Genomic DNA, 26,553 nt, shown 5'->3' on the forward strand with positions numbered 1-26,553 from the left:
TGCAGTCGGTTCGCCGTACGTGTGTCCCCGGATCGCTTCTCCTAACTGACTCGTGTGCGATTGGCGTGACTCGTTCGCATCAAGCCCCGCGTCGCCGGCCCTTGCCGGGAAAGGGCGTTTTCACGCTTTTCCGAGGGGCACACGGTTCGCCGTCGTTCGGTGAACGGGCGGTAGTCGACGAGGAGATGGGGATCCACATGAGTCGCAGGGGGACGAAGGTCGCCGCGATCACGGTCGCCGCGGTCATGGGGGGTGTTCTGACGGGGTGCGGGGACGACGGCGGGTCGACGGGTGCGAAGGACGGCGCGTCGTCGAGCGCCGGCAGGAGCGGCGGGGGCCAGGACCAGGGCACGACAGCGGTGCGAACGGCCTACGAGAAGACGGCCGAAGCCGAGTCGGCTCGGATGACGGTCGGGATGAAGCTCACCGCGGAGGGCAGGACGATCACGTCGGACGGCGAGGGCGTCCTCGATCTGGCCGAGGGCGACAGCGTCATGACCATCACCGCGCAGGGCGAGAGCATCGAGCAACGCGTGGTCGACGAGGTCCTGTACCAGAAGGCCCAGGGCCGGAACGCTCCGGGCGGCAAGCCCTGGATCAAGATCGACCTGCGGAAGGCCGCCGACCGGCAGGGCGTGAACAACCAGTGGATCGGCGACCCGGCCCGGACCGCGGCCTATGCCGAAGCGATCACCGGCGAGGACGTCACGGAGGTCGGCACCGAGAAGGTCGACGGCGTCGACACCACCCACTACCGGGTCTCGGTGGACGTGACCGAGCTGCCGGGCGGTGATCAAATGCGCGAGCAGCTCGGCCCGACGCTGCCGATGCAGGTCTGGCTCGACGACGAGGGGCGGCTGCGTCGCCAGCAGATGGACATGACCGTCAGGGCCCCGGCTTCCGCCTCCGCGAAGCCGGACAGCGGCGCGGCGCCGCAACAGCTCAAGATGAGCACCGTGATGGAGTTCTCGGACTTCGGCACCGAGGTCGATGCCGAGGCCCCGCCGGCCGGACAGGTGGCCGACATGACGGACAAGGCGCTCCAGCAGAGCCGGCAGCAGGGTTGAACCGAGGGAGGCCCGGTCGGCCGGGACGGTCAGGAGGGTCTCACCTCCCGACCCGCCGATGTCCTCGTGCGGGCACATGGAAGCCGGGGCGACCGGTGAGCCGTTGCTCCGCCTTCCCGCCCGGAGTCGTCACCGACGCGCCCTCGCGAACGTCCTGACGGATGAGGGCGAACGCCTGCGGGAGCATCGCCGCCGTGTGGGCGCGGGAGGAGACACGCCGTCAGCGGGTGTGGTGGGCGGTCGGGGCCGGCCGAAGGCGGGGTTCCCGGTCGTCGTACGGGCGTGGGCCGGGAGCCGTGCTTCGATCTCGGCTGCTGTCGCGGTGCCGATCGGCAGATCCATGGCGTAGCCGCCCTCCAGGGTGACGAAGGACCTGCCCACCGCGCGGGGGCGGCGGTGAGTCCCCGGTGCCGGGGACGCCGTCGACGTCGACCGCGATGTCGTTCACTCCGGGCGGGTCGGGCGGGTCGGGCGGGTTGGGCGGGTCGACAGGGTGGTCGACGCCGACGGTCTGCGCCCGGCCCTCGAGTTCGACGCTTCAGCAACTCGAGGGCTTCGGGGCGGCACGGGGCCACGTACAGCCGAGCCCGACCCTCGGCGACGAGCGGGAGAAGGCGCTCGCCAGGTGGAAGCGCAACAACGAGAACCGTCTCCGGGGCCGCGGAGAAGGCGGGGCTCTCCGGCTGCGGGCGCTGTCGGCTCAGCAGGGGAGACCCTGCCCTGACCGCCATGAGCCCTGGCCGGCCTTGCACGTGCCGCACGGATTGTTCACCGCGCGGCCCGGAACGGACGGGGGCCGATGGTCATGCGCAGGGCCCGGTGGGGCGCGGGTTGTGCGGAGGGCGGCGGCGTATCCGGCGGAGCCGGGGCCGATGACGACGACGTCACGTCGCTCACGCCGTCGCCGCCGGCTTCGCCGGGGCGATCTCGGCGATCAGGCTCTCGACCAGGGTCTTGATCCCGTCGCGGATCGGGCGCACGGCCTCGACGCCCTGGCCGGCCGGGTCGTCGAGCTTCCAGTCGAGGTAGCGCTTGCCGGGGAAGACGGGGCAGGTGTCGCCGCAGCCCATGGTGATGCAGACGTCCGACTCGCGGACCGCGTCGACGGTCAGGATCTTCGGCGTCTCCCGGGAGATGTCGATGCCGACCTCGGCCATGGCCTCGACGGCGGCCGGGTTGACCTGGTCGCCCGGGTCGGAGCCGGCGGAGCGGACCTCGACGCGGTCTCCGGCCAGGTGGGTCAGCCAGGCGGCGGCCATCTGGGAGCGGCCGGCGTTGTGGACGCAGACGAACAGAACGGACGGCTTCTTGCCAGGGCTCTCGGGCATGACGGGCTCTCTCGTCTCACGGTGGCGAACCGCCACCCATGACATCAGCACCTGCTGGTATCAACGAATGGTGATGTGACAGTATCAGCGCATGCTGACTTCAGTCGATCCTGATGTGATCCGTGCGCTGGGCGATCCGCTCCGCCTGAAGATCGTGACCCTGCTGGCGCGCGAGACGCTCTGCACGACGCACCTGGTCGAGGAGACCGGAGCCAAGCAGACCAACCTGTCCAACCACATGAAGGTGCTGCGCGAGGCCGGGATCGTGGAGACCGAGCCCTGCGGCCGCTTCACCTACTACAAGCTCAAGCCCGAGGTCCTGGCCGGTCTGTCCGAGCAGTTCGCCGAACTGGCCGCCTCGGCCCGCACCACCGCCGGGAACAAGAGGGCCTGCCCGTGACCTCCACCGAGCCCACCACCGCCCGCGCCCGGAGCGCCGACGCGGCCGGGGACGACTCGATCGTCGGGAAGCTCTCCACTCTCGACCGCTACCTCGCGGTGTGGATCCTGCTCGCCATGGCCGCCGGCCTGGGCCTGGGCCGCCTGATCCCGGGGATGAACGACACGCTCGCGAAGATCGAGATCGGCGGGATCTCCCTGCCGATCGCGCTCGGCCTGCTGGTCATGATGTACCCGGTCCTGGCCAAGGTCCGCTACGACCGGCTCGACCGCGTGACCGGCGACAAGAAGCTGATGATCTCCTCGCTGGTCGTCAACTGGATCGTCGGTCCGGCGGTGATGTTCGCCCTGGCGTGGATCTTCCTGCCGGACCTGCCCGAGTACCGCACCGGCCTGATCATCGTCGGCCTGGCCCGCTGCATCGCCATGGTCGTCATCTGGAACGACCTCGCCTGCGGCGACCGCGAGGCCGCGGCCGTCCTCGTCGCGCTGAACTCGGTGTTCCAGGTGGTCGCGTTCGGGCTGTTGGGCTGGTTCTACCTCGACCTGCTGCCCCGGTGGACGAACCTCGGCGACGGCCGGGGCCTGGACGTGTCCGTGGGACACATCGCGCTGAACGTCGTCGTCTTCCTCGGCGTCCCGCTGCTGGCCGGCTTCCTGACCCGCCGCATCGGCGAGCAGAAGCTGGGCCGTGCCGACTACGAGGCGAAGTTCCTTCCGAGGATCGGTCCGTGGGCGCTGTACGGGCTGCTGTTCACGATCGTGGTCCTCTTCGCCCTGCAGGGGAAGACCATCACCTCGCAGCCGCTGGACGTCGCCCGGATCGCCCTGCCGCTGCTGGTGTACTTCGCGGTCATGTTCTTCGGCACCTTCCTGCTCGGCAAGGGCCTGGGCCTGGCCTACGACCGCACCGCGACCCTCGCCTTCACCGCGGCGGGCAACAACTTCGAGCTGGCCATCGCGGTCGCCATCGCGACCTTCGGTGTCACCTCCGGCCAGGCTCTCTCGGGCGTGGTCGGCCCGCTCATCGAGGTCCCGGTGCTCGTGGCGCTGGTGTACGTCTCCCTCGCTTGGCGACGCGGGTTCACGGCCGGGCAGCCGGGTTCATGACGCAGCACACCGATGTGGTGGTGGTCGGCGGCGGCCAGGCAGGACTCGCCGCCGGCTACCACCTGCGCCGCCGGCGCCTGGACCACGTGATCCTGGACGCCGGCACGGCGCCGGGCGGGTCCTGGCAGCACATGTGGGACTCGCTGCACCTGTTCTCCCCGGCCGAGCACTCCTCGCTGCCCGGACGGCTCATGCCCGCCCAGGTGGGCGAGGCCCACCCGGACGCCGGGCACGTGGTGGACTACCTCACCGACTACGAAAAGCGCTACGACCTGCCCGTCCGGCACGGCACCCGCGTGGACGCCGTACGCCGCGACGCGGACCGGCTCCTGGTCGAGGCGGACACCGGCACCTGGCGGGCCCGCGCGGTCATCGGCGCAACCGGCACCTGGACGCGGCCCTTCCTCCCCGCCGTACCCGGCCGGTCGGTCTTCACCGGCCGTCGGCTGCACACCGTGGACTACCGCTGCCCGGCCGACTTCACCGGGCAGCGCGTCATCGTGGTCGGCGGCGGGAACTCCGGTGCCCAGATCGCGGCCGACCTCGCCCTGCACGGCGGCGTCGAGGTGACCTGGGCGACCCGGCGCCCGCCGCGGTTCCTGCCGGACGACATCGACGGCCGCGCCCTGTTCGACGTCGCCACCGCCCGCCGCCGCGCCCTCGAGGCGGGCCGCGGCGACACCGGCGGGGTGGCCTCGCTCGGCGACATCGTCGCTGTGCCACCCGTCCGGGCCGCCCGGGACGCCGGCCTCCTGCACGCGAAGCCGATGTTCTCCCGGCTCACCGCCGACGGTGCCCTGTGGGCCGACGACAGCCACACCGCCGCGGACGCGGTCATCTGGTGCACCGGCTTCCGCCCGGCCCTGTCCCACCTGTCACCGCTGAACCTGCGCGGTCCGCGCGGTCACATCCCCACCGACGGCACGCGTGCTCTCGGAGAGCCACGACTGCACCTGCTCGGTCACGGCGACTGGACCGGCCCGGCGTCGGCCACCCTGATCGGCGTCGGCCGCCCGGCCCGGGACGCCGCCGGGGAGATCGCACACCTTCTGCGCGGCTGAAGACTGCTCGAAACGACCGTCGGGTCGGTGCCCACCCCAGGGTGGGCACCGACCCGGCACGGTTCTCGGTGCGTCAGTGGTCGGCGGCGAGTTCGCCGCTGAGCTTGCCGTGGAGCCGGGCGCTGGGGTCGTTGAGGCCCATGATCTCGACGGTCTTGCCGCGCTGGGCGTACTTGGTCTCGATCGCGTCCAGGGCCGCGACGGAGGAGGCGTCCCAGATGTGCGCCGAGCTCAGGTCGATGACGACCTTCTCCGGGTCGCCCGCGTAGTCGAACCGGCCGACCAGGTCGCCTACGGAGGCGAAGAACAGCTCGCCGGTGACCCGGTAGACCACGGTGGTGCCGTCGGGGTCGACCACGGCGGTGACCTCGGCGAGGTGCGCGACGCGCTTGGCGAAGATCACCATGGCGGTGATGGAGCCGGCGACGACACCGATGGCGAGGTTGTGGGTGGCCACGACGCAGGCGACGGTGACCACCATGACGGTGATCTCGCCCGCGGGCATCCGCTTGAGGGTCTTGGGGGCGATGGAGTGCCAGTCGAACGTCGCGAACGACACCATGACCATGACGGCGACCAGGGCGGCCATGGGAATGTCGGAGACGACCGGGCCGAAGACGATGCACAGCACCATCAGAAACGCGCCGGCCAGGAACGTCGACAGGCGGGTGCGGGCGCCGGAGACCTTCACGTTGATCATCGTCTGGCCGATCATGGCGCAGCCGCCCATGCCGCCGAAGAAGCCGGTGACGATGTTGGCGACGCCCTGGCCGACGGACTCGCGGGTCTTGTCGGAGTGGGTGTCGGTGATGTCGTCGACCAGCTTCGCGGTCATCAGCGACTCCATCAGACCGACGAGCGCCATCGCGAACGCGTACGGGGCGATCGTCGTCAGGGTGTCCATCGTGAACGGCACGTCGGGGAGGCCGGGAACGGGCAGCGAGGACGGAAGGGCGCCCTTGTCCCCGACGGCCGGCACGGCGATCCCGGCCGCGACGGTGATGACGGTCAGGACGACGATGGAGACCAGCGGCGCCGGGATCACGGTGGTGACCTTGGGGAAGAACACCATCAGCGCCAGCCCGCCGATGATCAGCGGGTAGACCGCCCACGGCACGTCGGTCATCTCCGGGACCTGGGCCATGAAGATCAGGATGGCGAGCGCGTTGACGAAGCCGACCATCACCGACCGGGGGATGAACCGCATCAGCCTCGCCACCCCCAGCGCGCCCAGGACGACCTGGAAGACACCGGCGAGGATCACCGCGGCGACCAGGTGACCGAAGCCGTGCTCGCGGTTCAGCGGCGCGATGACCAGGGCGACGGCGCCGGTCGCGGCGGAGATCATCGCCCGTCGGCCGCCGACGACCGCGATCGTCACGGCCATCGTGAAGGAGGCGAACAGGCCCACCGCCGGATCGACACCGGCGATGATCGAGAACGAGATCGCCTCGGGGATCAACGCGAGCGCGACCACCAGGCCCGCGAGGACCTCGGCGCGCCAGACCTTCGGGTCGTTCAACCAGTCGGGCTTCAGGCCGCGCAGACGCGCGGCCGGGGACAGGGCGGTGGCGGAAGACAAGAGTTCGGGAACCTGTCGTGCTCGGGCACCCCCACGGCAGGCCGGGGATGTGCGGGAGGACGCGGAGGGGCCGGGCCGGCACCCCGCGGGACGGCCCCGTCATACTCGGAGCCGGAGGACCAGAAGGGACGGAGTGGGCGGGCGTGAGGGCGCCAGGGCTCACGCCCGAGGGCGAAGCGTCACGGCGGGCAGGCGGCGGCGCCGGGCGTCATGGGCTCGCGCACGCTTCTCTCCTGCAAGAATCGGATCTTCGCCGGGGGCGGCATCGGCCCCGGAACGGCAGTGGCGGGGGCAGCCGGGCCGCCCTCACCTTCATCAACTCTACCCTAACGTTAGAGTAGAGGTCGGTGGGGTCGCACGGGACGCGGTCCGCCATGACGGAAAGGCCAGGAGCAGGGACGTGGACGGCAAGCACATGCAGATCGGCGAGGTCGCCGCGCGCACTGAGCTGTCCCTGCGCACCATCCGGCACTACGAGGAAGCCGGTCTCGTCGTCCCCTCCGCCCGTTCCCAGGGAGGCTTCCGCCTCTACACCGACAACGACGTCGCCCGCCTCATGGTCATCCGGCGGATGAAGCCGCTCGGCTTCACGCTGGATCAGATGCGCGACCTGCTGGACGCCACCGACCGCCTCGACGCCGGCGGTGAACTCGGCCCGGATGAGCGCGAGGCGCTCCTTCAGCGCGTGCGCGAGTACGAGCGGAGCGCGGCGGAGCAGGTGGAGAGGCTACGCGTCCAGCTCGCCCGCGCCGAGGACTTCGCCGCCACACTGCGGGCACGGCTGCCCGGGCACGAGCCGGCCCGGCCCTGACCGCTCCCGGCTCCGGCGGCGCGCCGTCCAGCGGACGCTGTGCCACGCCGGGTTCGACGCGGTCGCCGTGACCGAGGAGTGCTGACGGCCGTCAGACGACGGCGGGACTGCGGCGCTCGACGAGGACGACGTCGCGCCAGACGCCGTGAAGGCGCCCGATCCGCTCGCGGGTGCCGATGACACGGAAGCCGGCCCGCCGGTGGACGGCGAGGCTGGCGGTGTTCTCGGGGAAGATCCCGGACTGGATGGTCCAGATCCCGGCCCGCTCGGTGGAGTCGATCAGCGCCTTGAGCAGGGCGGAGGCGATGCCGCGGCCGCGGGCGTCGGGGTGGACGTAGACGGAGTGCTCGACCACCCCCGCGTACGCGCACCGGTCCGAGACCCTGCTCGCGGCGACCCAGCCCAGCACCGTGCCGTCCGTGTCGAGGGCGGCGAAGCGGTGCTCGGGCGGCTTCGCGGCCTCGAACGCCTCCCAGGAGGGCGGGCCGGTCTCGAAGGTGGCGTTGCCCTCGTCGATGCCCGCCTGGTAGATCGCCAGCACCTGCTCGGCGTGCTCCGCTCCCAGCGGCACCACCGTCGCGCTCAGCGCCCCGCTCACCGCTTCCCCCTCCGTCCTGTTCCGGTCAGGCCGCGGTCGGCAGGGTCAGCAGCTTGCCCATCGCGGCGAGCACCGACGGCTCGACGCGGTAGTACACCCAGGTGCCGCGCCGCTCGGAAGTGAGCAGCCCGGCCTCCTTCAGTTTCTTCAGGTGGTGGGAGACGGTGGGCTGGGAGACGCCGACGTCGGAGATGTCGCACACGCACGCCTCGCCGCCTTCGTGCGAGGCCACGGCGGAGAACAGCCGCAGCCGCACCGGGTCGCCGAGGGCCTTGAACATCCGCGCCGCGGTCTCGGCCTCCTCGGCGTTCATCGGGCGTTCGGTCAGCGGTGGGCAGCACGGCGCCACGCCCTGGCCGTCGGCGGGCTCGAGCAGCGGCAGCACCTTCGCATTCGACATGCGTCTATGTTGACATACGTCGAACCAGTGCGGCGAGGCCCGTCACCGGCGCGCGAGGCGGGCGGCCAGGCACCGGACGATCCGTTCCGCGTCCCGGCCGCGACCACTCGGCCGCCGGTGGAGGGGGCCGGGCGGCGGTGGTCGGCGGCGTGCGGCACCTGCCCGGTGAACCGCTCCGGGCCCGGCAGCGCCGGCCGGTACGGGCGCCCGAACGTCCCCTGGGCCGCCACGACCGCCCGTGCCGCAAGGCGGCCGCCGCCGTCGAGGGCCACCTCGAATCCGGATCCGGCCCGGCGTGCGGAGGTGACGCGCCGGCGGGTGCGGATGCCGGCCTTCGGACGGTCGGTGTGGGCGGTGAGGTGGGCGACGACCTCGCCGCGGTGCGGGTGGCGGTCGCGGTCGAGGTCGGACGCCTCCAGCACCACGGGCCACAGCCCACGGCGCGGCAGGGCGTGGGCGGTGGCGAGGCCGGACTGGCCACCGCCGTCACGGCGACGTCGACGTGCTCCATCGGCGAACCCCCTGGATTCGATGAATGTCTATGTTGACGCTCATCGATACAGGTGCCATGCTGGGCCGCGCAAGTCATCGACGGATGTCGAAACACGCAAGGAGTCGCCGTGAACGCGTCCGCTACCACCGAGCTGCCCGTCGTCGTGATCGGGGCAGGCCCCGCCGGCCTGGCCGCCGCCGCTCACCTGGTCGACCAGGGCATCGAGCCCCTGGTCCTGGAGGCCGGCCCCACTGCCGGCACCGCGGTGCGCGAGTGGAGCCATGTGCGTCTGTTCTCCACCTGGGGCGAGGTTGTCGACCCGGCCGCCGAAAAGCTCCTCGCCCCCACCGGCTGGACGCGTCCCGACCCGGTGACCTACCCCTCCGGCGGCGACTGGGCCGAGCTGTACCTGCAGCCGCTCGCCGACGTCCTCGGCGAGCGGGTCCGCACCGGTGCCACCGTCACCGGTGTCTCCCGGGCGGGCCGGGACCGGATCGTGGACGCCGACCGCGAGCAGCAGCCGTTCGTCGTGCACGTCGCTTACGCCGACGGCCATGAGGAGCGCGTCTTCGCCCGCGCCGTCATCGACGCCTCAGGCACCTGGGCCACGCCCGGCCCGGCCGGCGGCAGCGGACTGCCCGCGCTCGGTGAGAAGGCGGCCGCGGACCGGATCACCTACCGCGTCCCGGACCTGAAGGACCCGGCCGTCCGCGCCCGGTACGCGGGCAGGCGCACCGCCGTGATCGGCTCCGGCGCCTCCGCCTTCACCGCGCTGGCTCACCTCGCCGACCTGGCCGAGTCCGACGACGGCGCGGGCACGAGGGGAGTGTGGATCCTGCGCCGGGGCATCTCGGGTTCGACTTTCGGCGGCGGAGACGCCGACCGGCTCCCGGCGCGCGGCGCCCTGGGCCTGGCGGCCAAGGCCGCCGTCGACGAGGGCCACGCCGATGCGGTCACCGGCTTCCGCACCGAGGCGATCGATCGCGATACCGACGGCCGCCTGGTCCTGGTCGGCGAGGACGGCCGTCGCCTGGAACCGGTCGACGAAGTGATCGTCCTGACCGGCTTCCGCCCCGACCTGTCCTTCCTCGACGAACTGCGCCTCGGACTCGACGAGCGCCTTCAGGCGCCCGTCGCGCTCGCGCCGCTGATCGACCCCAACCAGCACTCCTGCGGCACCGTCTACCCGCACGGCCACCGCGAGCTCTCCCACCCCGAGCAGGGCGTCTACCTGGTCGGGATGAAGTCCTACGGCCGCGCCCCCACGTTCCTCGCGATGACCGGCTACGAACAGGTCCGCTCCGTCGCCGCCGCGATCGCCGGCGACCTCGAGTCCGCCGACCGCGTCGAACTCACCCTTCCCGAGACCGGAGTCTGCGGCGGCGCCGGCCTGTTCGACGCCCCCGACGCCGCTGAGGCCGACGGCGGTGGCTGCTGCGCGCCCGCGCCGCAGCTCGTCCAGCTCGGCGCCCTCACCCCGGCCGGGGCGGCTGCCGAGCAGGCTCGAACCCCTGCGGGCGGTTGCTGCGGCTCGTGACCAGCCTGGGCACCCCGCACGCGGGGCCGCGACCGGAACAGGGGACCGGTCGCGGCCCCGCGCATGGGGGTGCCCGCCCTCCGCGCCACGCAGATCGTGAGCTGGGGCATCGTCCACCACGCGTTCCCCGTCCTCAACCCTCGGATCACCGCCGCCACCGGCCGGCCGGGGCGACCACCGCGGCGTTCTCCCTCGCTCTCGTGGTCTCCGCCCTCGCCGGATCCGCGTCGGCCGCGTCCTCGACCGCAGCGGCCCGCGGACCGTCATGACCGTCGGCTCGGTGCTCGGCGTCGTCGGCCTGCTGATCGTGGCCGCGGCGCCGAACCTGCCGGCCTTCTCCGCCGGTTGGGCGTCGGCCGGGCTTGCGAGGGCGGCCACCTTCCACCAGCCCGCGCTCGTCCTCACCCGCTGGTCGACATCTGCGCCATCGCCCACGCCGTACGGCAATGGCGCTCCGGGAACCGCCCCTCACTGCTCGGTTTCCTCATCCGCGCATGCGCCGGTCGATCCGCTCCCGCACCTGGTGCCACAGTTGCGTGTGAAGGCCGGGGTCCAACCCCTCGGCGGCGAACACGGCGTCGGCGAAGCTGTCCGCGTCGGCGGGCGGTGCCTCCCGCAGACGCTGCTGCTCGTGGGGCGGGAGGCAGAAGCCGAGGTCGACACAGAGTTCGTAGAGGAGTTCCCCCGTCCCGGCCTTCGGGTCGCGTGGCGTCATGGAACGGCATGGTGGCACGCCCGGTCCGCGTGCGGCACGGAATCCGAGGCAACGCCCCATGCCGGAGGGGGCGTCGAGCGACAATGATCGTTGTGACGTCCCTCCACACCAACCCGCTCTTCGCCCGGCTCGCCGATTCCGAACGGATCCTCGTCGCGGGCGCGGGCGGCGGCTTCGACATCTACGCCGGCCTGCCGGTGGCCCTCTCCCTCCTGCACCAAGGCAAGGAGGTGTACCTCGCGAACCTCTCCTTCAGCGCACTCGCCGGTCTGCCTCCCGACGACTGGGCTGCTGACGACCTCGCCGTCATCACTCCTGACTCCGCCCCGCACCAGAGCTACTTCCCGGAGCGGACCCTCGCCCAGTGGCTGCGCCGGCATGGCTACCCGCCCACCGTGTATGCCTTCCCGCAGACCGGCGTACGTCCGTTGCGCGCCGCTTACCAGGCACTGACCGAACTGCACGGCATCGACGCCGTGGTACTGGTCGACGGCGGCACCGACATCCTGTTGCGCGGTGACGAGGCCGGTCTCGGCACACCGGAGGAGGACCTGGCCGGCGTGGCGGCGCTCGCCGCGCTGGACGGCATACCGAACCGGGTCGTGGTGTCCGTCGGGTTCGGCGTGGACGCCCACCACGGCGTGAACCACGTACAGGTCCTGGAGAACATCGCCGCCCTGGAGCGCGACGGCGCGTACCTCGGCGCGTTCTCGATATCACGCGCCACCCGTGAAGGCGCCCTGTACCTGGACGCGGTGGCGCACGCCCAGGACCACACCCCCGAGCACCCCAGCATCGTGAACGGCTCGATCGCGGCAGCCGTGCGCGGCTCGTTCGGCGACGTCCGGTTCACCGACCGCACGCGAGGCAGCGAGTTGTTCGTGAACCCGCTGATGTCCCTGTACTTCGCCTTCGACCTGCCGGGCCTGGCCGCCCGGTGCCTCTACCTGGACCGCATCGAGGACACCTACCTGATGCGCCAAGTCCACTCACGGATCGCCGAGTTCCGCGAATCCACGGTGACCCGCCCGCCCCGCACCTTCCCCCACTAGCGACCGGACCGGCCGCAGGCTGCGGCGTCGGCCTGGCCGGCCTCCGGCGCGGCTCCGGGCACCCGGCTGATCAGCATCGAGCGGGACGCGGAACGGGCCCGCATCGCTGCGGAGGTCTTCCGGGAACACCACCAGGTCGAGGTCCCCCACGGCGACTGGCGGCACATCGAACAGTACGGTCCGTACGACCTGCTGGTACTCGACGGCGGAGGCCAGGCCAAGGGTGACGGAACCGCAGACCCCGCTCGCCTGCTCACCGCCGGCGGCCTGGCCGTGATCGACGGCTTCACCCCGGCCACGACATGGCCACCCCACTTCAACGGCGAACCCGACGAACCCCGACCGCACTGGCTCGAACACCCCGGACTCCGAGCCACTGAGCCCGGCCCGTTCGGTCCCGGCGGCAGTTCACTCACCGTTCAGACGACCGATGGCCGTCCGGGATCGGTCGGGACGATCGCGTGCTCGTCGAAGAGCCGTTCCAGGGATTCGTGGCCGTGCTGTCGGCGGTGCGCGGCCTCGGCCGCGGTGATCGGGAGGACCCAGAGGACGCGGGCATGACCGTTCGGCAGCGGGCAGTGCTCCAGGGCGGGGCCGTGGAGGTAGGGGAGGCTGATCAGCAGGTGGTCACAGCGGGACCCGGGCAGCCATGGTTCCCCGATGGGCAGGCTGTGCCCGAGATCGAGGCGGTGACGGGTGTGGTAGGAGGCGGTCATGGCCAGGAGATCGGCGAAACGCTCGTCGCGGACGGGCGCGGTGAGGACGAACTCGAGACCGTGACCGCTTCTCTCGGTGGCGGACCAGCAGCCGGCGGTGATGTAGGCCCAGCTGTCGGCACGCGGCCCCGGACCGACGGTGAGGATCCTCAAGCCTGGTACCGCTTGGCGCCGTTCAGGTCCGAGGTTGTCATCGTCGACCGCGATCGCATGGCAGGCGAAGAAGCCGCGGACATGGGTCTCGACGCCTGCTGCCGCCTGCCGGCCGCGCTCGCTCTCGAACATGGTGGAGAGGATCTCACAGGCCCGCCCCGGCGCCCCGCCGACCACGGACGATGACCGACGGACCGGTCCACCACCGTGTCGAAGCCACCGGCCCGTGTCAGGGCATCGCCGTGACGGACCGGCCGGCCACCTCCACACGGTGCCTCGCCTGCCAGTGGCAGCGCGTCTCCCGGGAAGAAGCGTTCACCGGCCGCTGCGGCGAACCGGGACTCACGGTCCGGGGGACCGGCCGGGGCGCGCCGCGCGTGACGGTGGGCGGGCGGCGCTGCGGGGCCCGGCTCAGCTCTCGGCCGCGTTTACGACGCGGCCTTCACTCATGCGGGCTAACCGGCGGCTTCAGCTGCGCTTTTGACCCCGTGCGATGCCTAGCCTTGCCAAGACGGCGAGTGGTCAGCAGGGCGTGTGCGGCACGGTCTACGAGCCTGGGGGTGCGGTGGAGGTCAGGAACGTGCGTCACGCGTACAGCCGGCGTGAGGTTCTGCGAGGCCTGGACCTCGTCCTGCGGCCTGGTGTGCTGGCCGGCATCGTCGGGGAGAACGGTGCGGGCAAGTCCACGCTGCTGAAAATCCTGGCCGGTGATCTGCGCCCACAGCGCGGCACGGTCCGCCATGGAGGCCGTTTCGGCTACTGCCCGCAGGACGTGGTCGTCAACGACGCCCTGACCGTGCGACAGCATCTGGAGTTCTTCCGCGTCGCGCGGGGGCTGCCGGATCTGCGGCACGCCGGAGAGGTCATGGAGGTGCTTTCCTTGTCGGAGTACGCCGATGAGCGCGCCGGCCTGCTCAGCGGCGGGACCCGTCAGAAGCTGAACCTGACCCTGGCGCTGATGCACGACCCGCAGGTGCTGCTGCTGGACGAGCCCTACCAGGGTTTCGACTGGGACACCTACCAGCGCTTCTGGGACCTGGCGGCACGGCTGCGTGATGCGGGCCGCTCCGTCCTCGTCGTCTCGCACCTGGCCTACGACGCCGAACGCCTGGACGAGTTGTGGCGGCTGCGGGACGGCGTCCTGCACCCCGTGACGGCGGTGCCGGCGTGAGGCGGCACCTGCGTCTGTTCGTCACCGCGGCCCGCTTCGACCTGGTCGAGCACGCCCGCAACAGGCTCGCCATGGTCCTGGTCGCCCTGTTCATCCCCACCTGGATCAGCCTGGCCCACGCCGTCATCCCCGACAGACCCGTGACCTTCAGACTGCGGGCGACCGGCCGGCTCCTGGCACCGGCGGGCAACCAGATCACGCAGATCACCGGCGCCATCAACGCCGTCACCCTGATCACCGGGTTCATGATGTTCGCCGTCACGTTCAACGGCGGACGCTTCGACCGCCGCCTGGCCATGGCCGGCTACCCCCGCATCCATCTCGTCCTGGCCAAGACCACCTCCCTCACCCTGGCCTCCGTCATCATCGCCGCCTATGCCACCGTGGTGATCCGCGCCGCCTGGAGCCCGCACCAGCCCTTGCAGCTCGCCGCGGGCCTGTTCTGCGGAGCGATGACCTACGGGGCGCTCGGCGTCGTCTTCGGCTCCTTGCTGCGCCGGGAGGTGGAGGGCATGTTCGCCCTGGTCATGACCAGCCTTGTCGATGTCGGACTGCAAAGCCCCCTGGCCAGCGGCGGTACCGAAAGCGTGGCCGTGCAACTCCTGCCCACCTACGGCACCATGCAGGCCGCCACCGCCGCGGGCTTCACCCACAGACCGCTCCCCGGCGGTCTGGCCGTCCAGGTCCTGTGGTTCACCGGCGCCGCACTCCTGGGCCTGCTCGCCTTCCACCGCCGCACCAAAGACGCCCTGACCACACGGCCGCCCCTCCGTCCGCCCTGGCCGTCCAGGCACCGACAACCCGCGCGCCCGGCCAGAGCCACGTCGACACCTCGCTGAGCGGCGCCCCGGTGGGACGACGGCTCACAAAGGCGCCCGACGAGGGACGCATCGCGCCCTCGCCGCAGAGCGAGGTCCTGGCGCCGACGGGAACCGGTCGAGCAGAAAGGGCTCACAGATGCTGGTAAGGCGATGGCTGGATGCCGCGGGCATCACTGATCCCGTCCTCCGGCACTGCTACACGGTGTGCGTACGAGAGCTGGCCGGCGCCGACGGAGGGACCGCCCGCTGGCACGGTCTGCGCAGCGCTCCCGCGGCGGTCCGGCCTCATACGGCGGCACTGCTGGCACACGGGTACCGTGCCGATCTCTGCGTGGACAGCGGCCCGGCCGAAGACCGTCGACGCCGCTTTACCGACTTTGCCGAGGCCACCTGGACAGCCTTCGACGCCGACGGCTCCCACGATCCCGTACTGCACGCCACGGTCCACACCTACCGGACCTTCGGCATGCCGCTGTCGGTGGTCGAGGACATGTTCAGCGCGATGCGGAGGGACCTCGACTTCCGTGACTTCGCCACCTTCGGCGAACTGCACCGGTGGTGCGCGCAGATGACCGGTGGCTCGATGGCCATGGTCTACCGGGTGATGGGCGCCGCGGCCGAACCCGCGGATGAGCTGCTGGTACGCGAGTTCTCCGTGTCCGCACAGCTGACGGATGTGCTGCGCGACCTGTCGGAAGACCTCGACGACGGGCGTCTCTACCTGCCGTTGGAGGATCTCGACCGGTTTCAGGTGCGCGCCGAGGACATCAAGGCGAAACGTTGGACACCGGCCATGGCCGACCTCATCGCGTTCGAGGCCGAGCGGATCACCGGGCGACTGCGCGAGGCAGGGGAAGAGGACCACGGCCCCGCGAGCGCCCTCTGGCACGCCCACCGTGAGCACATGACCCTGATCGTCGCCGCGGTGCTGGCAGCGGGCCAGGACGTCCTCCACCGACCGGCACAGCCGCCCCTGGGCACGCTGCTCAACGTGTGGCGGCCCCTCATGCGGGCCGTGATCCCCTGCTGACCTGTGAAAGGAAACGGGACATGTCTCTTGCTGTGACTCCCGCCGGCGACACGTACGTCCCGCTCCTGGAGGCCGAGCTGCTTCGCTGGGTGGGCAGCGGTGACAGCCTGTTGGAGCTGGCCTGCCTGGACGCGTTGTTCCCTCCGGGCAAGCTCCTGCGCCCCGTGCTGTGCATGGAGTCGGCCAAGGCCGTCGGCGGCACCGCCGACCAGGTGCTGGCTTTCGCGGCCGGCATCGAGTGCCTGCACGTCGCCAGCCTCGTCCACGACGACATCATCGACCAGGACCCGGTACGCCGCGGGCGGGCCTCCACCGCCGAACAGTACGGCCTCGCCGAAGCCCTGGCCGCGGGCGACGGACTGTCGATGGCCGGCATCGCGGCCCTGCTCAGCGGTGGCCCCGCCGAGCGTGTGCTGCATGCGGCACGGGTCGTCGTCGAGGCCCTGCGACACATGTGCCAGGGCATCATGCGCGAGACCGAGATCCGCGGCGACCTGACCTGCGGAGTGCCGACCGTCCTGGACGTCATGCGGGCCAAGACCGCCGCGCTGACCGGCGCCGCCTGCCAGGCCGGGGCGATCCTGGCCGGGGCGGCCCCGCGGCGGCACCAGGCCCTGCGCCGGTACGGAGAACAGCTCGGCATGGCCTTCCAGATCCGTGACGACCTGCTCCCCTACACCGCCGAGGACCAGGTCACCGGCAAGACGGCCACCAGCGACGTCGCCAACCTCCAACCCACCCTGCCCGTCCTGCTGGCCTGCGAAGCCGCCGACGAGGCCGACCGCGACCGCCTGGCCACCGTGTTCCGCGGCGGCACCGACCCCGTCACCGCACACCGGGACATCCTCGCCGTGCTGACACGCACCGGCGCACTCACCGAGGCGGCCCGGATGGCGTCCTCCCACGCCGAACAGGCACGCGCCGAACTCACCGACCTGCCGAACTCCACCCAGCTCGCCGAACTGGTCACATCGGCGGCCGACCGCCGGCGCTGACGAAGCGCCTGTCAGCCGCGGCCGGGCCGAGCCCGCTCGACGTCCACTGCCGCGCCGGCCGGAGCATCGAGGTTCTCTTCCGCCACTACGCCGAGCTCCTCGACGGCCTTCGGGAGCAGGCTGGGCGAAAGGCGCCCGACAGGCGAAAGCCCAGGTCAGGCACCTTATTTCACGCGTCCCGAAGAAGCCCGGTTTCTTCGGCGAGCACGACAGGTCCGGATCTTGGCGGGCGGGGCCGCGCCGGGACGATCCGCGCAGACGGGTCCGATCGCTGTTCCTCGGCTGAGCGGCGCTGCCACGGGAGGCCCGCGGAGTGCTCCGTGCTAGCGTTGGCTGTTTGCGGTGTCGCTGTGTCGGTGTCCCTGGCCGGTGACCGCGTCCCTGCCGGGCCTTCCTCGGTACGGTCCCTCGGAGGAAGGCTTTCTGTGAGCGAATCAGCACGTACCGATGCCCGGCGGCAGGACTGTGTGTCCGAGGCGGCAGGTGCCACTTCGACACCGCCCACGGTGACGTCCTTCGCGCGGCTTGGGCTGCCGGCCGAGGTGCTGCGGGTGCTCGACGAGCACGGTGTGACCGTGCCCTTTCCCATCCAGGCCGCCGCGCTGCCGAACGCGCTCGCGGGACGGGACGTCCTGGGCCGGGGCCGTACGGGATCCGGCAAGACGCTCGCCTTCGGCCTGGGGATGCTCGCCCGGACGGCCGGGCGGCGCGCGCGGCCGAAAGAGCCGCTGGCGCTCGTTCTGGTGCCCACCAGGGAGCTGGCGCAGCAGGTCGGTGAGGCGCTCACTCCGTACGCCGAGGCGCTGCGACTGAGGCTCGCGACCGTGGTGGGCGGGGTGTCCGTCGGACGGCAGACCGCCGCGCTGAGGGACGGCGCCGAGATCGTCGTCGCCACGCCCGGCCGGCTGCACGACCTCGTCGAGCGCGGGGGCTGCCGGCTGGGGCGTGTGCGCATCGTGGTCCTGGACGAGGCCGACCAGATGTGTGACATGGGGTTCCTGCCGCAGGTCACCGAGATCCTGGACCAGGTGCGTTCCGACGGGCAGCGGATGCTGTTCTCCGCCACCCTCGACCGTGACGTCGACCAGCTGGTGCGGCGCTATCTGCGCGACCCCGCCGTCCACTCCGTGGACCCCTCGTCCGGCGCGGTCTCCGCGATCGAACACCACGTCCTCGTCGTGCACGGCCCGGACCGGTACGCCGTGACCACGGAGATCGCCGCCCGGGACGGACGCGTCCTGCTGTTCCTGGACACCAAGCACGGCGTCGACCAGCTCACGCGGCATCTGCGGGCCAGCGGCGTGGCCGCCGCCGCCCTGCACAGCGGGAAGTCCCAGCCGCAGCGCACCCGGACCCTGGACCGGTTCAAAAACGGGCAGGTCACCTCGCTGGTGGCGACGAACGTCGCCGCACGGGGCCTGCACGTCGACGACCTCGACCTCGTGGTCAACGTCGACCCGGCCACCGACCCGAAGGACTATCTGCACCGCGCGGGCCGCACGGCGCGGGCCGGCCGCTCCGGCACCGTCGTGACGCTCGTCCTGTCGGGACAGCGCCGTGAGACGAGCCAGGTCATGGCGGACGCCGGCGTCGCTCCCAAGGTCACCAAAGTGCGGTCCGGCGAGGCGGAGCTGAGCCGGATCACCGGCGCCAGGGCCCCCTCCGGAGAGTCCCTCGACGGCGGGGCGGCCGCAGCGCGCCCCAAGAACCACAACGTCCCGTTCCGTGGCCTGGGCAGCGCCAAGGACGCGAAGAGCGGCTCCGGTGGCAGGGCGTCCCGCAAGAGCAGCGAGGCCCGCAAGCTCGCGGAGGCCCGCAAGGCGGCCCGGGTACGGCGCGGCGGCTGAACCCGGCTTCCCGGACCGCCGGGCGGTGTCCGTCCACGCCGCTGGACGGACACGCAGGACCGGTGTCCACACCGGTGTCGCGTTCGTCGCAGCGGCCTTGGACGCGTGACGGCACTGGCCTGGCGTGCTTCTTCCGGAACCGTCCTGTTCCAGGTCCGGGTACGGCTCGCCGTCACACGGCAACGGAGGACTCGATTCTCTTGATCATGCCCCGGCGTCCGCCGGCACACGCTCCCCGGGGCAAGCCCTCCGGTGCGGAGCACTTGTTCTGTGGCTGTCGAGGGTCATTGGCGGCTGACCGTACGGGACACGCCCGCGACGATCGTCGTCGCCAGGATCCAGCCGGTGATGATCAGGGTGTACGACAGCCACTGATACCAGCCTTCAGGGGCGAACGCCGGCTCCTGGCCGAAGTTGATGACCGGCAGGAGCAGGTCGAGGGTGTAGAAGACAGGGTTGAAGTCAGGAGCCTCGTCCGTCTTGACGGGGCGCGGGTGGTCCAGGCCGTACGCGATCGATCCGATGGTCATGAGGGACAGCAGCCAGACGGCCGCGCGCAACGGGCGGAAGCCGTAGCCGACGGTGACGTCCTGGACGTACCCCCACAGCCGTCCGTACCAGGTGAGCGTGGTGCGTCGGCGGCGTTGCTTGGCGAGTTGGACGAGCCTGGCCGCGTCGTCGTCACCGACGTGGCGGTAGGCCGCCGTCAACTGCTCGTAGCCGTACGGCTCATACCGGTCGTCGTCCCGCTCCAGCATCGGAAGGCGGCGCTCGGCGGACTCGTGCGGGGCGAGCACGGTGTACGTGAGGTTGCTGAGATGCACCTGGTCCGGCAGCATCTCCGGTTCAAGGGTCAGGATCTCTATTTGAGAGCGCCGCAGATTCAGGGCTCCCTCGATGCGATCACCACCGCGCAGCCAGAGCTCACCGATGACACAACTGCTCGCCCGCAGGGCGGTGTCTCCCGGGTGCGACAGGCGGGCGTGGAGCAGGTCGAGACGGCCCGGTATACGCGAGCCCCGGAGCTCGATCCGGCCCCGCGCGCGTACGCACCTCGCCCGTACATGGGCTCCCACGTTGAGGTTCTGCGCGTCCAGCGCGGTGCCGCCGGGCTTGTCGAACTCGGCGTCCTGAACGTTGATCCGTCCGGCGACGGAGGCGCCCGTGAGCCGTACCTGTCCGTGCGCGCGCATCTCCGGCGCCCACAAGTCACCTCCGATCACGGCCTGGTTGAGCTGCAGCACCGGCTCGGAGTCGTCCGGTGCCGTGAACCGCGCCCGTTCCATGAACAGTGGTCCGGAGATCTGCGCTCCGCCGAGCCGCGTCGGCCCCGAAATGTGGCAGTCCGTCAGATGCAGTACCCCCTCGACCCGCAAGGCCGCCGAGGTCAGGCCCGGCAGAACGGACTTGCTCAGATTGAGCTGGCGCAGCCGGGCGCCGTACAGCTCGGGAACGCCGTCGAAGTGGCAGTGGCTCAACCGGACGGCGGCGTCGATCGTGGCGTACTTCAGGTCCAGTACGCCGGTGATCCGCGCCCCCGTGATCCTGAGAGCGGCGATCTCCCCTTCCTCCTGCGGAACCTTGAGCAGCAGCGTCCGAAGCACACTCGCCCGTACGGTCCGCTCGGTGCCCCAGGCGCTGCCGAGGGCCGGGTCCTCGTTCTCGGCGCCGCGGAAGTCCACGGACTCGCCTCGTGGAAAGGCGCGCCATACACGCATCTCGGCCGGCGTCAGATCGTTGGTCTCGCTCACGCCGGGACTTTGACGTGCTGCATTCCAGCTGTCAACTTCCTTACCGGGCACGCCGCCCGGTCGTCTCCCTTCGTGCATCCGGTGGTTCGACAGGGTGTCGAGGCGGTGACTCGGACGGGGCGGGAAGAGCGGGGGCCGGCCCGGTGCCGTCGTCCTCTCGTGGAGCGTTCGGTCGTGCTGTTCCTGACCGTCGGCGGTGAGCTTGTCGCGCCGTTCCCCCGTGCCGCACTCACGGCGGCAGGAGTCGGCCACCGCCTTGACCGGGCAGCGGTGTTCGTCGGACAGGACTCGGGGCGTGGAGCTCTCCTTGACGTGGGCCGATCGGTGCTGTCACTCGTCCCGCAGCGCGGGGAAGACCGTGTCGACCAGGTGCAGTACGGTGCGGGTGAGCATCACGTGCAGGTCGCTGCGGCTGAGGGTGCCGCGCACCAACCACTCGCGGGAGGCGGCCTTCAGCATGCTGCTGTGCGCGCGGATCATGGCCCGGAGCTTCTCCCGGCCCTCGCTCACGTCGGCCATCATGGCGGCCTCGGGGACGCGGTCGGTCGCGATCTCGTCGGCCTCCAGCATGATCCGGTCGATCTCCGGGTCGTTTCCCAGGGCCTCCAGGCCGATCGCGGAGAGCCACATCTCCCGGTTGCGTTCCACGACTTCGAGCCAGCGGTCGACACAGGTCGACACACGCTCCTCGGCGGTGGTGGGGGGGAAGCCGCTGGGAGACGGACGCCGGGACGACCATCATCTGCCGGACCACTTCCAGGTAGAGCTGCCGCTTTCCGCCGAAGTGGTGACTGACCAGGGCACGGGCCACACCGGCCTCGGCCGCGATGTCCGCGATCGACACCGTGCCGTAGCTCTTCGCCCCGAACAGCCTGCGTGCGACACCGAGGATCTAGGCCCGCCGGGCGTCCGGCTCCATCCTGCGGCGCGGGGCCTGGCGCTGAACGCCCATGTGCTGGTGTCCCTTCGTGGTCGCGGTACGACCTATGTGTACGTCGACTCGATCGTGGCGGCGTGCAGTTCGTCGATGGCGCGACGGCGCAGGCTCAGCTTCGGCGTCAGCTCGCCGGTCCCCGCGGTCCAGGGGCCCGCCAGGACACGGTGCCTCTTCACCTGCTCCGCGCGCGAGAGCACCCCGTTCGCCTCGGCGACGGCCCGGTCGAGAGCTTCGAGAACCACCGGATGGCGGGCCGGCGCGTCGAGGTCGGACGCGTCGGTGACGCCGTTGGCCCGCGCCCACAGCGGGGCCGTCTCGTCGTCCAGTACCAGCAACGCGGTGACGTAGCGCCGACGGTCCCCGACGGGGACGGCGTGGCCGGCCAGGGGGTGCTGACGGTCCCCGCCCCGGTGGTCTCGCTCAGACCCCGCACCTCGTGCACCGGCAGGCCCACACTCGCCAGGAACTCCAGCACCGCGGTCGGGGCCGGCGCCGCGCCGCTGAAGGCCCTGACGCACTCGTCGAGCCCGATGGCGGCCCGGACCGGCCGCATCACCTGCGCGTCGAGCTGTTCCAGTGGGTCGTTCAGGTCCTCCGGGACATCCTCGGAGTGACCGGACCGAAGTACGGCTGTGGCATCAACGTCTGCAAAGCCTGTACGAGCCACCTCAACGGCAGGGCGGCCAGCCCCTGTTCCATCCCCGTGAAAGACCTGCGGCCCTCCGACGAGGTCACCACCGTCGAAGGGCTGCCCGCCACGGTGGGAGCGGACCTGTACCCCAGGCAGGAGGCGTGGATCGACCGGGACGTGGCCCAGTGCGGCTACTGCCAGCCCGGCCAGATCATGGCCGCTGTCGCCCTGGTCCGTCGCGTCAAGGAAGAGGGCCGTTTCCCTGACCCGTGCGGAGGCCGCCAGGGACCTGAGCCCGGGCATTTCGTCCCGGCTCAAGGGCGAGGAGGCGAGGTACTCGCGCGTCCTGGCGCGCATCAGCTCACCGATGAGCATCCACATCTCCACGAGTTCCTCCACCCCGGACAGCGACGGCTGACCATTCAGGATCCGTAGCCGCCCACGCGGCAGCAATCCATGATCCAAGCGAAAGACTCCTGCGCAATGTTTCGCAACTACCGCTCCCCGTCCGAGTGTTGACCCTGCCGATCAGCCGTTGCCAGACTCGGACGGCCGATTGATGAATCGATTCAACCTTGCAGGGTCTCTCGTCCTGCGAGCAAAGGAGCACCCGTATGGGCAGGGAATCCACCGTTCCCGGCACTCGACACACCAGACGCGCCGCGGTCACCGCGACCGGCCGGTCCCGCTTCCGGCTGATCGCCGTCTGCGTCGCCGTCCTGTCCCTGGCCGCCACCGCGTTCACCGCTCCCGCCTCCGCCTCCGGCGATCACCAGCCCGACCGTCCGGTGCGCCAGATGGAGAACCTCGACCGGGCGCCGGTCGCCGTGCGGACCGAGGACGGTGTCTTCGTCGGCTGGCGGATGCTCGGCCTGGACCCGGAGGGCGTCGCCTTCCACGTCTACCGGGACGGCCGTCGCATCACCCGCACTCCGGTCCGCGGCGCGACCAGCCTCACCGACCCGCGCGGCACCGCCGACTCGGTCTACCGGGTCGAGGTCCTGCGCGGCAAGCGGGTCACCGAGCGCACCGACAGGTTCGGCGTCTGGTCCCAGCAGTACCGGGAGATCCCGGTCAACCGGCCTGCCGGCGGTGTCACACCGGCCGGGGAGTCGTACACCTACCACCTCAACGACGCGAGCGTCGGCGACCTCGACGGTGACGGCCGGTACGAGATCGTCCAGAAGTGGGACCCGAGCAATTCCAAGGACAACTCCCGCAGCGGCTACACCGGCAACGTCTACCTCGACGCCTACACCCTGGACGGCGAGCAGCTGTGGCGCATCGACCTCGGCCGCAACATCCGCGCAGGGGCGCACTACACCCAGCTGATGGTCTACGACCTCGACGGTGACGGCCGGTCCGAGGTCACCGTGAAGACGGCCGACGGCACGGTGGACGGCACCGGCACCGTGATCGGCGACCCGGCGGCCGACCACCGCAACAGCAGCGGCTACGTGCTGACCGGACCGGAGTACCTGACGGTCTTCGACGGCAGGACCGGCGCGGCGGTCGACACCGTGGACTACGTCCCGGGGCGGGGCGACACCTGCGCCTGGGGCGACTGCTACGGCAACCGCGCCGACCGCTTCCTGGCCGGTGTCGCCTACCTGGACGGCGAGCGCCCCTCGGTCGTCTTCGCCCGCGGCTACTACACCCGCTCCACCCTGACCGCCTTCGACTTCGACGGCGAGAAGCTCGAGCAGCGCTGGGCGTTCGACTCCGACGACCTGGGCGCCGAATACAAGGGCCAGGGCAACCACAACCTGGCGGTAGCGGACGTGGACGGCGACGCGAAGGACGAGATCGTCTACGGATCGCTCACCGTGGACGACGACGGATCGCCGCTGTACAACACCGAACTGGGCCACGGCGACTCCCTGCACGTCTCCGACTTCGACCCGAGCCGACCCGGCCAGGAGGTCTTCGCCGCCCACGAGTCGATGTCGGCCTCCGGCAACCGCGGAGCGACGTTCCGGGACGCGGCCACCGGCGAGATCCTCTACGACATGCCCGCGACCAGGGACATCGGACGCGCGGCGGCCGGCGACATCGACCCCGCACACCCGGGCGCGGAGGCCTGGGCGGTCACCGCGACCGGCGCCTGGAACTCGCGCGAGGGTGAACTGAGGGCGGCCGACGGCACGCTGCTCGGCACGTCCATCCCGTCGGCCAACCACATGATCTGGTGGGACGGCGACCCTTTGCGGGAGATCCTCGACCACGACTTCAACGAGTCGACCGACCCGGCGGGCCGGCCGTACGTCGCCAAGTGGGACGCGGAGACCGGCACCCAGAACACCGTCTTCCAGCCCGAGGGCGTGTACACGGACAACTGGACCAAGGGCAACCCCGTGCTCCAGGCCGACCTCTACGGCGACTGGCGCGAAGAGGTGATCTACCGCGCCCAGGACGAGTCGGCACTCCGGCTCTACACCACGACCGCCGAGACGGACCTGCGGCTGCGCACCCTGATGCACGATCCGCAGTACCGCCTCGGGGTGGCCTGGCAGAACGTGGCCTACAACCAGCCGCCGTGGACCGGCTACTTCATCGGACAGGACATGAAGCGGCCGGCCCGGCCGGCCATCCGCTACACCCGCTGACCAGCGTGCGTCACGTGTCATGACACACGGCTGAGCGGCTGTCCGGCGGCCGGACTCCCGGCCGCCGGACGGGCGAGGAAGGCGGCGCCTCCACGCCGGCCGGAAGCCACTTCGGGCACACCCCATCGTCAGCACGAAGGAGTCACTGATGAAGCGGACAATGCACGCGCCGGCCGGCTCACGCGGACGGCTCCGACGCAGGGTGCCACTCGCCGCGCTGACCGCCGCGGCATGTGCGGCGGCCGGGCTTCTGGCGCCACCCGCCTCGGCCATGGCGGACGACGGGATCACGGTCTACCTCGCCGGTGACTCCACGGTGCAGAGCTACGACCCCTATTGGGTTCCCCAGGCGGGCTGGGGCCAGATGATCGACCGCTACCTGTCCGACGACGTGACGGTGGAGAACCACGCCATCGGCGGACGCAGCTCACGCACCTTCGTCGAGCAGGGGCGGCTCGACGCGATCCTGGACAAGATCGAGCCGGGCGACTACCTCTTCGTCCAGTTCGGTCACAACGACGCCTCCGTCAACATCCCCGAGCGCTACACCTCGCCCGAGGACTACAAGGAGTTCCTCCGCACCGACTACATCGCCGGCGCGCGGGAACGAGGCGCCGTCCCGGTCGTCGTCACACCCGTCTCGCGACGCTCCTACAACAGCACGACGGGCCGGTTCGACATCTCCTTCCCCGAGTACGTCGAGGCGGCGACGGAGGTAGCCGCCGAGGAGAACGTACCGCTGGTCGACCTCTCGGCCTCCAGCCGCTCCTACCTCGACACGATCGGCCCGGAGGAGGCGAAGTCCGTCTTTCTGCACGTCCCGGCCGGTGTCTACCCGAACCGCCCCAACGGCACGGCGGACGACACCCACTTCCAGGAGTACGGCGCGATCCAGACGGCCCGGCTGGTCGCCCAGGACGTCTCCGGGCTGGACACGCCACTGGCGCGGCACGTCGTCGACACCGCGCCGCCCACAAGGGCCCCGAGGAGACCGACCGCCCTGGCGGCGCGGACCGTGACCAACGAGGGAGCACGGCTGACCTGGAAGGCGGTCCGGGATGCCGACATCTACCGGATCCACAAGAGGGAGAAGGACGTCGAGGGCGCCGAGTTCACCCTGGCGACGACCTCCACCGTCCCCCTGGCCGACATATCCGGTCTGAAGGAGGGAACCACGTACGAGCTGCGGGTGACCGCCGTCAACGGCGCGGGCGAGTCGGCACCCTCGCGCAAGCTGCGGATCACCACCCGGGTGCCCGACCAGCGATACGACTTCGGCCCGGCCGGCAGCCCGGTGTACGAGGGGTTCACCGAGGTCACCCCGCAGACGCTCCACACCGCCGAACGCGGCTACGGCTTCACCGACACCACCGGCATGATCAGCCGCGACCGCGGCGGCACCATGGACGCCCTGCAACGGGACTTCGTGGCACTGTTCGGCGGGCAGTACGAGTTCTCCGCGGACGTTCCCGACGGCGTGTACGCGGTCACCGCTCATGTCGGCGACCTGCTCGGATCGGCGCGGACGAACCTGTCCATCGAGGGCCAGGACCGCGGCGGACTGGCCGGCAGCCGTTCCGTGGTCGAGCACACCTTCGCCGACGTCGTGGTGAACGACGGGCGGCTCGGCATCGTGGTCTCCGGCCAGACGGCCCACCTCAACGGCCTGGAACTCACCAGGATCGGTGACCTGCCCTAGCCGTACGGTCCGGTGACGTCGCTCGACCTGGTGGGGGAGGGCT

General features: G+C 71.2%; 25 protein-coding genes. 15 read left to right on the forward strand and 10 right to left on the reverse strand.

The window, feature by feature from the left end; genetic code table 11:
• Positions 1–197 precede the first annotated feature (197 nt).
• Positions 198–1,067 (forward strand): SCO4651 family lipoprotein, encoded by an 870-nt coding sequence (locus tag ACZ62B_RS28985; protein WP_468722784.1) that lies wholly within the window; start codon positions 198–200, stop codon positions 1,065–1,067.
• A gap of 893 nt (positions 1,068–1,960) precedes the next feature.
• Here ACZ62B_RS28985 and ACZ62B_RS28990 read toward each other — a convergent pair.
• Positions 1,961–2,395: an arsenate reductase ArsC gene (locus ACZ62B_RS28990; protein ID WP_344566732.1), complete on the reverse strand. Its 435-nt coding sequence runs from the start codon at positions 2,393–2,395 to the stop codon at positions 1,961–1,963.
• Between the two features lie 91 nt (positions 2,396–2,486).
• Between ACZ62B_RS28990 and ACZ62B_RS28995 the strand changes: the two genes are divergently transcribed.
• From ACZ62B_RS28995 to ACZ62B_RS29005, 3 genes are read left to right on the forward strand one after another with little or no spacing between them, the layout of a single operon-like run.
• Entirely contained in the window at positions 2,487–2,795 is a 309-nt protein-coding gene (locus ACZ62B_RS28995; protein WP_344566730.1) for an ArsR/SmtB family transcription factor, read from the forward strand.
• The gene (arsB, locus tag ACZ62B_RS29000; protein WP_468880540.1) at positions 2,792–3,904 is read left to right on the forward strand and encodes an ACR3 family arsenite efflux transporter; all 1,113 of its coding nucleotides are present in this window, start codon (positions 2,792–2,794) and stop codon (positions 3,902–3,904) included. The genes ACZ62B_RS28995 and arsB overlap by 4 nt, the downstream gene beginning before the upstream one ends.
• Entirely contained in the window at positions 3,901–4,965 is a 1,065-nt protein-coding gene (locus tag ACZ62B_RS29005; RefSeq protein ID WP_468880537.1) for an ArsO family NAD(P)H-dependent flavin-containing monooxygenase, read from the forward strand. The genes arsB and ACZ62B_RS29005 overlap by 4 nt, the downstream gene beginning before the upstream one ends.
• A 73-nt stretch (positions 4,966–5,038) precedes the next feature.
• Here the strand turns inward: ACZ62B_RS29005 and ACZ62B_RS29010 are convergent, their stop codons facing one another.
• Positions 5,039–6,529, reverse strand: a complete 1,491-nt coding sequence (locus ACZ62B_RS29010; protein ID WP_468880653.1) for a SulP family inorganic anion transporter — start codon at positions 6,527–6,529, stop codon at positions 5,039–5,041.
• Between the two features lie 418 nt (positions 6,530–6,947).
• On the opposite strand from ACZ62B_RS29010, the gene ACZ62B_RS29015 reads away from it, so the two are divergent.
• The gene (locus tag ACZ62B_RS29015) at positions 6,948–7,358 is read left to right on the forward strand and encodes a MerR family transcriptional regulator (RefSeq protein WP_344566724.1); all 411 of its coding nucleotides are present in this window, start codon (positions 6,948–6,950) and stop codon (positions 7,356–7,358) included.
• Between the two features lie 91 nt (positions 7,359–7,449).
• On the opposite strand, the gene ACZ62B_RS29020 is transcribed toward ACZ62B_RS29015, so the two are convergent.
• From ACZ62B_RS29020 to ACZ62B_RS29030, 3 genes are read right to left on the reverse strand one after another with little or no spacing between them, the layout of a single operon-like run.
• Positions 7,450–7,956, reverse strand: coding sequence for a GNAT family N-acetyltransferase (locus tag ACZ62B_RS29020; RefSeq protein WP_344566722.1), 507 nt, complete (start codon positions 7,954–7,956; stop codon positions 7,450–7,452).
• Between the two features lie 25 nt (positions 7,957–7,981).
• Complete coding sequence (locus ACZ62B_RS29025) at positions 7,982–8,356, reverse strand: ArsR/SmtB family transcription factor (RefSeq protein WP_469692655.1); 375 nt, start codon at positions 8,354–8,356, stop codon at positions 7,982–7,984.
• On the reverse strand, positions 8,281–8,781 hold the full coding sequence (locus tag ACZ62B_RS29030) for an NAD(P)-binding domain-containing protein (RefSeq protein WP_469692657.1): 501 nt from the start codon (positions 8,779–8,781) through the stop codon (positions 8,281–8,283). Before ACZ62B_RS29030 ends, ACZ62B_RS29025 begins: the two co-directional genes overlap by 76 nt.
• Positions 8,782–8,976: 195 nt before the next feature.
• On the opposite strand from ACZ62B_RS29030, the gene ACZ62B_RS29035 reads away from it, so the two are divergent.
• Positions 8,977–10,386: an NAD(P)-binding domain-containing protein gene (locus ACZ62B_RS29035; RefSeq protein ID WP_469692658.1), complete on the forward strand. Its 1,410-nt coding sequence runs from the start codon at positions 8,977–8,979 to the stop codon at positions 10,384–10,386.
• Positions 10,387–10,870: 484 nt separating this feature from the next.
• On the opposite strand, the gene ACZ62B_RS29040 is transcribed toward ACZ62B_RS29035, so the two are convergent.
• Positions 10,871–11,101, reverse strand: coding sequence for a hypothetical protein (locus ACZ62B_RS29040; protein WP_469692660.1), 231 nt, complete (start codon positions 11,099–11,101; stop codon positions 10,871–10,873).
• A 92-nt stretch (positions 11,102–11,193) separates the two neighbouring features.
• On the opposite strand from ACZ62B_RS29040, the gene ACZ62B_RS29045 reads away from it, so the two are divergent.
• Positions 11,194–12,153: a DUF1152 domain-containing protein gene (locus ACZ62B_RS29045; RefSeq protein WP_468722770.1), complete on the forward strand. Its 960-nt coding sequence runs from the start codon at positions 11,194–11,196 to the stop codon at positions 12,151–12,153.
• A gap of 419 nt (positions 12,154–12,572) precedes the next feature.
• Here the strand turns inward: ACZ62B_RS29045 and ACZ62B_RS29050 are convergent, their stop codons facing one another.
• A complete protein-coding gene (locus tag ACZ62B_RS29050; RefSeq protein ID WP_469692662.1) occupies positions 12,573–13,154 on the reverse strand; it encodes a suppressor of fused domain protein in 582 nt (193 codons plus the stop codon).
• A gap of 433 nt (positions 13,155–13,587) precedes the next feature.
• On the opposite strand from ACZ62B_RS29050, the gene ACZ62B_RS29055 reads away from it, so the two are divergent.
• The 5 genes from ACZ62B_RS29055 to ACZ62B_RS29075 all read left to right on the forward strand — a co-directional run bounded on the left by ACZ62B_RS29055 (position 13,588) and on the right by ACZ62B_RS29075 (position 18,886).
• Positions 13,588–14,193, forward strand: a complete 606-nt coding sequence (locus ACZ62B_RS29055) for an ABC transporter ATP-binding protein (protein WP_469692737.1) — start codon at positions 13,588–13,590, stop codon at positions 14,191–14,193.
• Positions 14,190–15,032, forward strand: a complete 843-nt coding sequence (locus tag ACZ62B_RS29060) for an ABC transporter permease (RefSeq protein WP_469692664.1) — start codon at positions 14,190–14,192, stop codon at positions 15,030–15,032. Before ACZ62B_RS29055 ends, ACZ62B_RS29060 begins: the two co-directional genes overlap by 4 nt.
• A 118-nt stretch (positions 15,033–15,150) precedes the next feature.
• A complete protein-coding gene (locus ACZ62B_RS29065; protein ID WP_469692666.1) occupies positions 15,151–16,044 on the forward strand; it encodes a phytoene/squalene synthase family protein in 894 nt (297 codons plus the stop codon).
• Between the two features lie 20 nt (positions 16,045–16,064).
• Complete coding sequence (locus ACZ62B_RS29070; RefSeq protein ID WP_344566706.1) at positions 16,065–17,039, forward strand: polyprenyl synthetase family protein; 975 nt, start codon at positions 16,065–16,067, stop codon at positions 17,037–17,039.
• 425 nt (positions 17,040–17,464) lie between these two features.
• On the forward strand, positions 17,465–18,886 hold the full coding sequence (locus tag ACZ62B_RS29075; RefSeq protein ID WP_468722762.1) for a DEAD/DEAH box helicase: 1,422 nt from the start codon (positions 17,465–17,467) through the stop codon (positions 18,884–18,886).
• A 284-nt stretch (positions 18,887–19,170) separates the two neighbouring features.
• Here ACZ62B_RS29075 and ACZ62B_RS29080 read toward each other — a convergent pair whose 3' ends face one another.
• The 3 genes from ACZ62B_RS29080 to ACZ62B_RS29090 form a co-directional block, all read right to left on the reverse strand.
• Entirely contained in the window at positions 19,171–20,604 is a 1,434-nt protein-coding gene (locus ACZ62B_RS29080; protein WP_469692738.1) for a membrane-associated oxidoreductase, read from the reverse strand.
• A gap of 363 nt (positions 20,605–20,967) precedes the next feature.
• Positions 20,968–21,318 (reverse strand): hypothetical protein, encoded by a 351-nt coding sequence (locus ACZ62B_RS29085; protein ID WP_468887073.1) that lies wholly within the window; start codon positions 21,316–21,318, stop codon positions 20,968–20,970.
• A gap of 303 nt (positions 21,319–21,621) precedes the next feature.
• Positions 21,622–21,909: a hypothetical protein gene (locus ACZ62B_RS29090; RefSeq protein ID WP_469692668.1), complete on the reverse strand. Its 288-nt coding sequence runs from the start codon at positions 21,907–21,909 to the stop codon at positions 21,622–21,624.
• Between the two features lie 221 nt (positions 21,910–22,130).
• On the opposite strand from ACZ62B_RS29090, the gene ACZ62B_RS29095 reads away from it, so the two are divergent.
• The 3 genes from ACZ62B_RS29095 to ACZ62B_RS29105 all read left to right on the forward strand — a co-directional run bounded on the left by ACZ62B_RS29095 (position 22,131) and on the right by ACZ62B_RS29105 (position 26,510).
• Entirely contained in the window at positions 22,131–22,640 is a 510-nt protein-coding gene (locus tag ACZ62B_RS29095; protein ID WP_469692740.1) for a (2Fe-2S)-binding protein, read from the forward strand.
• Between the two features lie 179 nt (positions 22,641–22,819).
• The gene (locus ACZ62B_RS29100; protein ID WP_469692670.1) at positions 22,820–24,811 is read left to right on the forward strand and encodes a rhamnogalacturonan lyase; all 1,992 of its coding nucleotides are present in this window, start codon (positions 22,820–22,822) and stop codon (positions 24,809–24,811) included.
• Positions 24,812–24,959: 148 nt separating this feature from the next.
• Complete coding sequence (locus ACZ62B_RS29105) at positions 24,960–26,510, forward strand: GDSL-type esterase/lipase family protein (protein WP_344566698.1); 1,551 nt, start codon at positions 24,960–24,962, stop codon at positions 26,508–26,510.
• Positions 26,511–26,553: the final 43 nt, after the last annotated feature.

The sequence above is a fragment of the Streptomyces sp. NPDC053426 genome, from assembly GCF_055585405.1.